This window comes from Janthinobacterium kumbetense (genome assembly GCF_023703445.1).
Taxonomy (GTDB): domain Bacteria; phylum Pseudomonadota; class Gammaproteobacteria; order Burkholderiales; family Burkholderiaceae_D; genus Janthinobacterium; species Janthinobacterium kumbetense.
In genome coordinates, this window is sequence record NZ_JAMQGR010000003.1 from 584638 (window position 1) to 595237 (window position 10600).

A 10600-nucleotide genomic window follows, 5' to 3' on the forward strand; every position below is an offset into this window, starting at 1 on the left:
GTTCTGCTGTATCTGTTGTGTCTGATCAAGCTGCCACGGATTTGATGCGTATCAATTTGCCGTCCACCATGTGCAGGCCGCATTCCTTGGAATCCGGGTTTTCCCACCACCAGCGTCCGGCGCGCACGTCTTCGCCAGGCTGGACGGCCCGCGTGCACGGTTCGCAGCCGATCGACGGGTAGCCCTGGTCGTGCAGCGCATTGTAGGGCACGTCGTTGGCGCGGATATAGGCCCACACGTCTTCTTCCGACCAGTCGGCCAGCGGATTGAATTTCGTCATGCCATGCGCGGCGTCCTCTTCCTGCACGTGCAATTCGGCGCGCGTGGTGGACTGGGCGCGGCGCTGTCCCGTCACCCAGGCCTTGTTGCCGGCCAGGGCGCGGCCCAGCGGTTCGACCTTGCGTATGCGGCAGCATTCGCGGCGCATTTCGACACTATTGTAGAACGCGTTCAAGCCGTTCTGTTCCACGTAGGCGGCCACGGCTTCCGGCTGCGGGCGGTACAGGGTGATGTCGTGGTCGTAGCGGGCCTTGACCTTGTCGAGCACGGCCAGGGTTTCCTGGTGCAGCCGGCCCGTTTCCAGGGAAAAGATGCCGATGGGCAGCTTCGCCTTGAGAATCATGTCGGTCAGCACCATGTCTTCGGCTGCCAGGCTGGACGCGAACACGGCCGGCGAAAAATCCGCGGCGATGCGTGTCAGCGTTTGCTCGGTGGCGTGTATCAAAGAAGTCAGATCGCTCATGATGGGCCCTCAGATGCCGGCCGCGTTGTCGAGGTCAGGATTCTGGCCTTCGCGCTGGTGGCGGCGGAACAGCGGCGATTTTTGATCCCACGACGCCTGGTAGGTTTCCGAAAAGACAGACAGACCTTTCAGCGCGTCATGGATGCTGCGGTCCGGGCGCGTCGCATACGCATCGAAGCCGACGCGGTGCATGGAAAACAGCTGGTCGCGCAGCACGTCGCCGATGGCGCGCAATTCTCCCTGGAAACCCAGGCGGGCGCGCAGGTTGAAGGCGATGGAATAGCCGCGGCCATCCGTGAATTTCGGGAAATCCACGCCGATGACGGGCAGTTGCGCCACGTCGGCCGCCAGTTCTTCCGGGCGCTCGTCGCTGGCCAGCCACACGCCGATGTCGGGCAGGCGCGCGGACAGGGTTGCGCGCTGGGCTTGCCAAACGAGCAACGGCACGATGACCTTGCCGGCCGGAACGACCACCGTTTCCGGCGTGTCGTTTTCATCGAGGCGCAGCAAGCCCCAGGTATTCGGCACCACGGCGGCATTCTTGATGATTTCTTCGCGTACTTCAAACATATTCGTCTTCTCCCACCAGGTTGCCGACGGTGATCGGCGTTGCATATACGTGTTCCTTGAACGGCGCCAGGCCCAGGCGTTGGGCCGTATCGACGAAGCGCTCGCCTTCGTGGCGGTCGCGCACGTAGACGTGCAGCAGGCGGCCGATGACTTCAGGCATCTGCAGGGAAGAGAACGATGGTCCGATGATCTTGCCGATGGCCGCGTTGTTGCCTTGCGCGCCGCCAATCGACACTTGATACCATTCGCTGCCATCCTTGTCGACGCCCAGGATGCCGATGCTGCCCACGTGGTGGTGGCCGCAGGCATTGATGCAGCCGGAAATATTCAGTTCGATCTCGCCGATGTCGTGCTGGAAGTCGATGCTGTCGAAGCGTTCCGCGATGGCGGCCGCGATCGGCAAGGACTTGGCGTTGGCCAGCGAGCAGAAGTCGCCGCCGGGGCAGCAGATCATGTCCGTCAGCAAACCGATGTTCGGCGTGGCCAGGCCGTGCGCCTTGGCTTCTTGCCACAGTGCAAAGAGTTTCGATTGCTCCACGTCGGCCAGCACCAGGTTTTGCTCGTGCGTCACGCGCAGTTCGCCAAAGCTGTAGCGGTCGGCCAGGTCGGCCACGAAGTCGATCTGCTCGGCCGTCGCGTCGCCCGGCGGCACGCCCGTTTTCTTCAGGGACAGTACCACGGCCACGTAGCCGGGGCGCTGGTGCGGCTTGACGTTGCGCGCCAGCCAGTTCACATACGCCTTGTTATCCGCGTGCTCCACCTTGTAGTCGAGTTCCGCCAGGGCCAGGTAGGCGGGCGGATTGAAGAAGTCCGCCACGCGCTGCATTTCCTCGGCGCTCAAGGTTTCCGGGCCATCTTTCAGATCGACCCACTCCGCTTCCACCTGGCGCGTGAATTCTTCCACGCCGATGGCTTTCAACAGGATCTTGATGCGCGCCTTGTATTTATTGTCGCGGCGGCCATGCAGGTTGTACACGCGCATGATGGCCTGGATATACGTCAGCAAGTGCTGCCACGGCAGGAATTCGCGCACGACGCTGCCCAGGATCGGCGTGCGGCCCATGCCGCCGCCTGCCATCACCTTGAAGCCCACTTCGCCAGCTTCGTTGCGCACGGCCGTCAAGCCGATATCGTGCACGGCGATGGCGGCACGGTCTTCTTCGGCGCCATTGATGGCGACCTTGAATTTACGCGGCAGGGCGATGAACTCGGGGTGGAAGGTGCTCCATTGGCGCAACACTTCCGCGTACGGGCGCGGATCGATGATTTCATCGGCGGCGACGCCGGCGAACGGGTCCGATGTTGTATTGCGGATACAGTTTCCGGAAGTCTGGATCGCGTGCATTTCCACCGATGCCAGGTCCGTCAGGATATCGGGGGTTTGCTCCAGCTCGATCCAGTTGAACTGGATATTCTGGCGCGTCGTGAAGTGGCCATAGCCGCGGTCGTACTTGCGCGCGATGTGCGCGAACATGCGCATCTGCTTCGACGACAGCAAGCCGTACGGCACGGCGATGCGCAGCATGTAGGCGTGGCGTTGCATGTACAGGCCGTTTTGCAGGCGCAGCGGAATGAACTCCTCTTCCGTCAGCTCATTGGCGATACGGCGCGCAACCTGGTCTCGGTACTGGGCGATGCGTTCTTTGATGATGAGGTGGTCGTACTGATCGTAGTGGTACATATCAATTCCTAAAAAAGCCGGGGTGCTGGAAGATTGCCTGGGATTATGTTCTTGATACTGCTCTTGTCACTTGTTCGGTAATTAATAGATTAGCTTCACTGCCACGCCGGTCAAGGTCATCGCCAGCAGCACTCGTAAAAACTTTTCCGGCACGGAGCGGGCGACCCAGGAACCGAGCGTGATGCCGGGCAGGGAGCCGACCAGCAAGGAGGCCAGCAATTCCCAGTGGATGGAGCCGAGCCACCAGTGGCCCAGGGCGGCGATGGCCGTCAGGGGCACGGCGTAGGCGATATCGGTGCCCGCCACTTCTGCTGAGCTCATGCGTGGATACAGCATCACCAGCAGGGTGGCGCCGATGGCGCCGGCGCCGATCGACGACACCGTCACCAGCACGCCCAGCACGGCGCCGGAAATAATGGTCGCGGCGGCAAGCTTGTTATCTTGCAATTGTTTCTCGGGGTGGGCATTGATCCAGGCCAGCATGCGGCCCTTGAAGATCAGCGCCACGACGGTCAGCAGCACGGAGCCGGCGATCGAGTAACGGATGATCTGGCCGATTTCCGGCGACAGGGTGCCGAACGATTTCAGCGCCAGGGTCGAGACGACGGCAGCGGGCAGGGCGCCGATGCACAGGCGCTTGACGATATCCCAGCGGATGGTGCCGCGCAGGCGGTGCGTCAGCGTGCCGGCGCTCTTGGTGATCGAGGCGAAGGCCAGGTCGGTACCCACGGCCACGGAAGGCGGCACGCCAAACAGCAAGGTTAACAGCGGCGTCATCAGCGAACCGCCGCCCACGCCGGTCATTCCTACGAGTAATCCTACGGCAAATCCTGAGACTATATAAGACAAAGTCATGCTTTCACCCCCAAAGTACCCGCAATAGTAATAAACTTGGCGTTTAATCCAAACTACTAAGTACGCATTTGCTTATATGCGATATGCGTATATGCATGAACGCAAAATCATGGGTGGGGCGGAAACTCGGCAAATCACGGCAATCTAGGGCAAACCAGCAATGAATCTCCATCAACTGCGCTTCGTGCGCGAAGCGGTCCGGCAGAATTACAACCTGACGGACGCCGCCAAGGCCTTGTTTACGTCGCAACCGGGCGTATCGAAGGCCATCATCGAGCTGGAGGAAGAGCTGGGCGTGGATATTTTTACGCGCCACGGCAAGCGCATCCGCGGCTTGACGGAGCCGGGCCGCCTGGTGCTGGAATCGGTCGAGCTGATCATGCAGGAAATCGACAGCATGAAGCGCATCGGCAAGGAATTCGCGGCGCAGGACAGCGGCAGCTTTACCATTGCCACCACGCATACGCAGGCGCGCTACACCTTGCCCAAGGTGGTGCAAGCCTTCATGCTGAAGTTCCCGAAGGTAAGATTATCGTTACTGCAAGGCAATCCGCGCCAGATCGCCGAAATGGTGCAGCGCGACCAGGCCGACCTGGCCATCGCCACGGAATCGATCGCCGCCATCGATGGCTTGATCACCTTGCCCTGCTATCAATGGGAGCATGTGGTGGTGGTGCCGGTCGACCATCCGCTGCTCAAGTCGAAGTCCGTGACCCTGGAAGAAATCGCCGCTTTCCCTCTGATTACCTATGACAGCGCGTTTGCCGGGCGCAACAAAATCGACCATGCTTTCGTGCTGCGCGGCCTGAAGCCGGACATCTTGCTGGAGGCCATCGATGCGGACGTGATCAAGACTTATGTCGAGTTGGGCATGGGGATTGGTATCATAGCGGGTATGGCCTTCGATGCCGAGCGCGACAAAGGCTTGCGCGCCATCCCTGTCGGCCACCTGTTCGGCATGAATGTGTCGCGCGTTGCCGTCAAGCAAGGCGCGTATTTGCGCAGCTATATCTACACCTTTATCGAGTTGCTGACGCCGACCCTGAACCGCAAGCTCATCGAGCAGGCGATGAGCGGTGATAAAGAGCACTACGAACTATAACAATGCATGAAATCGGCCGGGCGAGGTGCCTGGCCAAGATTATTTAAGAAGAGAAGAAACAATGATTACCGATCAGCTTGCCAAATATTACGCCACCATCGCGCAGCAGTACGAGCGCGTCTATGACAAGCCCGAACGCCAGGAAGACCTGGAAGTGTTGCGCGACAAGGTCGCCGACGTGCTGGAAGGCCACACCGTGCTGGAACTGGCTTGCGGCACCGGTTACTGGACGGAAGTGGTCGCCGAGTCGGCCGAGTCCGTGCTGGCCACCGATATCAACGATGAAATGCTGGCGCTGGCCCAGGCACGCGGCTTGCCCGACAACGTGACCTTCGCCAAGCTCGACGCATTCAATCTGCCGGACGATCTGCTGGGCAAGTTCACGGCCGTGTTCGCCGGTTTCTGGTGGTCGCACGTGAAGCGCGAAGACCAGGACAAATACCTGAAGCAATTGCGCAGCAAGCTGGGCAAGGACATCCTGCTGGTGCTGATCGACAATTCCTATGTCGACGGCAGCAGCACGGTCATCGCGCGCACCGATCTGGAAGGCAATACCCACCAGTTCCGCACGACGGAGGCAGGCGAGCGCTATGAAGTGCTGAAGAATTTCCCGTCGGATAGCCACCTGCGCAAGAAGTTTGCCCACTCGGCCCGCGAAATCCGCATGAAGCGCCTGGAATACTACTGGCTGCTGAGCTGCCGCCTGAAGTAAGGCCGTCACGGCAACACAAGCCGCCCTCGGGCGGTTTTTTTTCGCCTGTTGTTTTTATCTGACAAGACATTGTGCTAAAAAACAACATCTTGTCGATGTCATATTGTTGAAGTATTTGGTGGGCATGATTCGGTTCAGCAGCTAAGCAGCACCACTCTTGTCCAACCTAATGTAGAGAATCTCAAGTGAAAAAAATTACTCTGGCAGCATTGATCATCGGCACCTTCGCAGCAGCTACGGCACAAGCACAATCGAACGTCACCGTGTACGGCCTGGTTGACCTCGGTATTGCCAAGACCACTGGCCAGCCGACGGTACAACGCGAAAACAACGCGTCGCGCCTCGGTTTCAAGGGTACGGAAGATCTGGGTGGCGGCCTGTCCGCAATTTTCAACCTGGAAAGTGAATTCCTGGCAGACACCGGCGCGCAAAAAGGCGTGTTGTTCGACCGTCAAGCGTATGTGGGCCTGAAAGGCGCGTTTGGTACCGCCATCCTGGGTCGCACCAAGAATCTGGTCGATGGCACCATCGCCCGCGTCGATCCGTTCAACACCTACGGCGTGGTCGGCAAGAACAATGAAACCTTGCTGCGTTCGGGCGTCGGTTCGTCGCGCGTCAACAATGCCGTGACCTACAACAGCCCAAGCTTTGAAGGTTTCGTGGGCAGCCTGCAATACGTGTTGAGCGAAGTCAACAGCGCTGACGCAGGCGTGATTGGCCTGGCAACCTACGACAACGGCCCGATCAGCTTGCACGCCGGCTACGAAAAAGCCGTGCAAGCAACGGCAACGGCCGCCAAGCCTGACCTGTGGTCCATCGGTGGCGGCTATAAATTCGGCCCGGCCAAGATCACGGCTGCCTACTCGAAAGGCGACACCAAGGTAGCCACGACTGGCGAATTCAAGTCCTACCTGATCGGCCTGAACTACACGGTTGGCGGCGGCGATGCCAAAGTGTCGTATGGCAAGCAAGAGCAAAGCAACAACAAGTTCAAGGATCAGGACACCATCAAGGAATTCGGCGTCGGCTACGACTACCACCTGTCGAAGCGCACCGACGTGTACGCTTACGCTGGCCGCGAGCGCGTGAAGTCGCTGACCTCGTACCAGATCGGCCTCGCACACAAATTCTAAGCATCGTTCGATGTGGCGAAGTGAAAGGCGCCTGCGGGCGCCTTTTTTATTGCATCGCCGCCGCTGCCGCCTCCGCATGCATGGGCAGCGAGATTTCGATGCGCGTGCCGCCCAGTTCGCTGTCGGCGCCGATATGGATGCTGCCGTTCAACCCCCACACCCGTTCGCGCATGCCCAGCAAGCCCAGGGCCGTGGCTTTTTCCAGGTCGTGTTCGGCAATCCCGCGGCCGTCGTCCTGGATGCTGATGGCCAGCGAGGAATCGATGCGGTGCAGGGCGATGGTGATGTGGCTGGCCTCGGCATGGCGCGCGATATTCGTCAGCGCTTCCTGCACGATGCGGTAGATGGCCGTGCTGCGCGCATCGTCGAGCACGAGATCGGCCTCGTCGGCCAGCAAGTCGAAATGGATGGCGCGGCGCAGCAGGAAGTCGTGGCGCAGTTTTTGCAGCGCAAAATACAATCCCCCTTCATCGAGCGCGCGCGGACGCAGGTTGCTGGCGATGCGTCGCAACGAGGTGATGGCCGTCACCAGCAAGCCATCCATGCTGTGCAGCAAGGCTTGCAGGGACTCGGTGGTGTCCGTGTGCTGGCGCACCAGGGTCAGGTCGACGCGTAAGGTGGCCAGCAATTGCCCCAGGTCATCATGCAATTCACGCGCGATATGCTTGCGCTCCTCTTCGCGGATGGATTGCAGCGCACTCGACAATTCGCGCAGTTGCGAAAAGGAGCGGGCCAGCTGTTCATGCATCTGCTGGCGCGCGCTGATGTCGCGCACGATGATGGTAAACACGCTATGGCCGTCTTCCTGCATGGCCGAGAGCGAGCCTTCGAGGGGAAACATGAGGCCATCGCTGCGCCGTCCCGTCAGCGTGTAATCGGTGGCGCGCCGGCCCGTCAGGCGCAGCTCCTGGCTGATGTCGCCAAACGGCGGATCGCCATCGTGCTTGCCCAGGCCGCCCAGGGTGCGCAAGTCGCGCAGGATGTAGTGGCCCAGGCGCATGCCGCGCATGCCGGCCGGCGTGTCGTCGAACAATCTGGCTGCTGCCGCGTTCGCATGCAGGATGATTTGCCCGCTGTCGATGCTGATGAAGGCGTCGCTGGCGCTGTCGATGATGGCCTGGCCACGCGCCTGCCGCTGCCGGCGGGCTTTCAGTGGAGGAAACAAGCACAGCAAAAGCATCGCCGCCATGCCTAGCGGCAGGATGCGCAGCAGTGTCGAACTGCCTCGGTCAGGCATGGGATTCTCCTTGCGAACGTGAACGAAGGCAGGCAAGACAGGAGCGACGGACAGGACTTGATATAGCCTATGCCTGTTGGCGCGGTGTGGCTTGATGTGGCGCAGGAAGGGGAAAGAAGAGGGGCGCGCGCCGCGCCGGCCTGGGCCGGGCGGCGGCGGGAGGCTTACATTTGCTTGAACAGGTGCAAGAAGCTGCGGCTCACTTCGAGCTTGTCGGACTTGCCTTTGATGAGCACCAGGTGGCGGCCGCGGATGTCGCGCGTCACGCCTTCGATGGCATTCACGTTGACCAGGGTGGCGCGGTGGATTTGCCAGAACAGCGAAGGATCGAGTTCTTCGGCCAGGTCGCGCACGGGCTTGCGGATCAGCGCCTCGTACTTGGCGGTCTGCACGCAGGTGTATTTCTCGTCAGAACGGAAGAACAGGATCTCTTCCACGGGGATCATGCGCAAGTCCTGGCCGATGCTGGCCTGTATCCATTGCAGGTAGGTGGGCTTGGCCGTGATTTTTTCCGCCAGCTGCGACAGCATGGCCGTGACGCTGCTGTTGACGTCCAGGGCCGGCTTGTTCAAGTGCGTTTTCAGGCGCTCCACAGTGACCAGCAAGCGCTCATGCTCGGGCGGCTTGAGCACGTAGTCGACGGCGCCCCGCTCGAAGGCTTCGACGGCGTGGCTATCGTAGGCCGTGACGAAGACGATATGCGTCTTGCTGCCGATCACTTGCGCCGCTTCCATGCCCGTCTTGCCCGGCATGCGGATATCGAGGAAGGCAAAGTCCGGTTTGAGTTGTTCCACCAGTTCGATCGCTTCGTCGCCATTCTTGGCTTCGCCGATGATTTCCAGTTCAGGCCAGGCTTGGCCCAGGCGCAGGCGCAGCTGGTCGCGCATCAGTCTTTCGTCGTCGGCAATAATAGCGGTAGGCATAGGTCTCAAGTGTGAACAGGCGAAGATTGATTATTCAATGATTTAGCGTTTTTATCAACTACTCTGTCTTATTTGGACAATTGATATGGCACTTCGATCACGGCGCACACGCCGGACGGTTGATTTGGCGTAATGGTCAGGCTGCCTTGGTCGCCATGCAACAGCTTCAGGCGCTCGCGGATGGTGGGCAAACCCAGTCCCGTGCCATCGCTGGGCACCACGCCAAAGCCCAGGCCGTCATCGGTCACCGTCACGCGCAGCTTGCTGTGCGCCACTTCGGCCACGATGCGCAGGGTGCCGCCCTCGGGTTTGACTTCCAGGCCATGCTTGATGGCATTTTCCACCATCGATTGCAGCATCATGGGCGGGAAGGCGGCGCTGCGCAGGCCGTCGGGAATCTGGAAGTCGACGGTCAGGCGTTCTTCCATGCGCATTTTCAGCAGGTTCAAGTACGCTTGCACCATGTCTGCTTCACGGCCCAGGTTGGTAATCAGGGCGTTGTCGCGCATTTGCGGCAGCACGGCGCGCAGATACTGGATCAGGCTGCGCTGCATCTTGGCCGCGCGCGGCGGGTCGACCTGGATCAGGTGTTCGACGGAAGCGAGCGTGTTGAACAGGAAATGCGGCTCGACCTGGGCTTGCATCATCTGCATCTTCGCTTCGCTGAGCTGGCGCTGCATGGATTCGCGCTCGGCGGCCTCGTTTGCCGTGACGGTTTCCGCTTCCGCGCGTTTCTTGCCGCCGACCAAGGCCTTCATGGCGAACAGGGCCAATACCAGCAAGGACACAAAGCTCTTGAACCAGGTCGAGGCTTGCTGGTGATAGCGCGACACTTTTTGTTCTGCCGCATCATCGACCGCTTCTTCGATGGCATTCGACAATTCTTCACCGATTTGCGGCGGCAGTTCAATATGGACTTCTTCGCCCGAGGCATTCGTCGTTACTGGGTAGCTGGGCTTGGCGGGGGCGGCCGGCGGTTCCGGCGGCGCCGGCGGCACGGTGTTTGCGTGTTCGTCCGCCTCGGCGGCATCTGCCGGCTCGCTGGCCGCATCCGTCGTGCTGCTGCGCCGGTTCTTGCTGTTGCGGGGATTGAAATGGATGCCCGTATCGTCGATCAGGATATTGGTTTCACCCGAACCCTTGCTGCTGCGCTTGTGCGACTTGATGACCACTTCTTCGTTCTGGCTGGACGAGAACAGCTCATCTTGCAAAATGGACCCGGCGATCAGGGCCAGCGCAGCGAACAGGAAGAATTTCCACCAGGACAGTTGGGTGACCCAGGTCGTCGTCGCGTCGAATGCCCGTTGCAACCAAGCGAGGATGGTTTTCAACAATTGGGGCAGGCTGGAAATCGGAAGCATGGGGGCACTTTCAAATACAAGAGTTAATCGACGCAGCGGGCAAGTTTAACCTCTTGTTGAGCCGCGTCAGAGTCTGATGTTGCCACTGTGCCTAAAGACCACGAACTACACCAGCCGATTGCGACAGGCTGCACAAAAAGGCGCTTGAAGTGAAGACAAGGCTTGCTGGGCCGTGAGGGCAGGGAAATAGCGCTTGCGGAGAGTGCAGGGCACGGCTATAATTCGCCCCCTCGCTGAACGACGCATGCAAATGCAGAGTGAGACGAGAAAAGAAGGAGTTGACG

Annotated in this window: 10 protein-coding genes; 3 read left to right on the forward strand and 7 right to left on the reverse strand. The window is 60.2% G+C overall.

Going from position 1 to position 10600, the window contains the following annotated elements; all coding sequences use genetic code 11:
- Positions 1-25: 25 nt before the first annotated feature.
- The 4 genes from NCG91_RS13545 to NCG91_RS13560 all read right to left on the reverse strand — a co-directional run bounded on the left by NCG91_RS13545 (position 26) and on the right by NCG91_RS13560 (position 3848).
- A complete protein-coding gene (locus NCG91_RS13545; protein WP_251350056.1) occupies positions 26-742 on the reverse strand; it encodes a phosphoadenylyl-sulfate reductase in 717 nt (238 codons plus the stop codon).
- 9 nt (positions 743-751) lie between these two features.
- Positions 752-1312: a DUF934 domain-containing protein gene (locus NCG91_RS13550; protein WP_251350057.1), complete on the reverse strand. Its 561-nt coding sequence runs from the start codon at positions 1310-1312 to the stop codon at positions 752-754.
- Positions 1305-2993 (reverse strand): nitrite/sulfite reductase, encoded by a 1689-nt coding sequence (locus tag NCG91_RS13555; RefSeq protein WP_251350058.1) that lies wholly within the window; start codon positions 2991-2993, stop codon positions 1305-1307. Before NCG91_RS13555 ends, NCG91_RS13550 begins: the two co-directional genes overlap by 8 nt.
- 81 nt (positions 2994-3074) lie before the next feature.
- Positions 3075-3848 carry a sulfite exporter TauE/SafE family protein gene (locus tag NCG91_RS13560; RefSeq protein WP_251350059.1) on the reverse strand — a complete coding sequence of 258 codons (774 nt, stop codon included), beginning with the start codon at positions 3846-3848 and terminating at the stop codon, positions 3075-3077.
- Positions 3849-4008: 160 nt separating this feature from the next.
- Here NCG91_RS13560 and NCG91_RS13565 point away from each other — a divergent pair, with 160 nt between their 5' ends.
- From NCG91_RS13565 to NCG91_RS13575, 3 genes are all read left to right on the forward strand, one after another.
- Entirely contained in the window at positions 4009-4950 is a 942-nt protein-coding gene (locus tag NCG91_RS13565) for a CysB family HTH-type transcriptional regulator (RefSeq protein ID WP_034751505.1), read from the forward strand.
- A gap of 61 nt (positions 4951-5011) precedes the next feature.
- Positions 5012-5662 (forward strand): class I SAM-dependent methyltransferase, encoded by a 651-nt coding sequence (locus NCG91_RS13570; protein ID WP_230538366.1) that lies wholly within the window; start codon positions 5012-5014, stop codon positions 5660-5662.
- Positions 5663-5847: 185 nt separating this feature from the next.
- The gene (locus tag NCG91_RS13575; protein ID WP_046682561.1) at positions 5848-6795 is read left to right on the forward strand and encodes a porin; all 948 of its coding nucleotides are present in this window, start codon (positions 5848-5850) and stop codon (positions 6793-6795) included.
- Positions 6796-6841: 46 nt separating this feature from the next.
- Here NCG91_RS13575 and NCG91_RS13580 read toward each other — a convergent pair whose 3' ends face one another.
- From NCG91_RS13580 to NCG91_RS13590, 3 genes are all read right to left on the reverse strand, one after another.
- Complete coding sequence (locus NCG91_RS13580; RefSeq protein ID WP_251350060.1) at positions 6842-8032, reverse strand: PAS domain-containing sensor histidine kinase; 1191 nt, start codon at positions 8030-8032, stop codon at positions 6842-6844.
- 164 nt (positions 8033-8196) lie between these two features.
- A complete protein-coding gene (locus NCG91_RS13585; protein ID WP_034751497.1) occupies positions 8197-8955 on the reverse strand; it encodes a LytR/AlgR family response regulator transcription factor in 759 nt (252 codons plus the stop codon).
- A 68-nt stretch (positions 8956-9023) separates the two neighbouring features.
- Complete coding sequence (locus NCG91_RS13590; protein WP_099665028.1) at positions 9024-10316, reverse strand: sensor histidine kinase; 1293 nt, start codon at positions 10314-10316, stop codon at positions 9024-9026.
- Positions 10317-10600 lie beyond the last annotated feature (284 nt).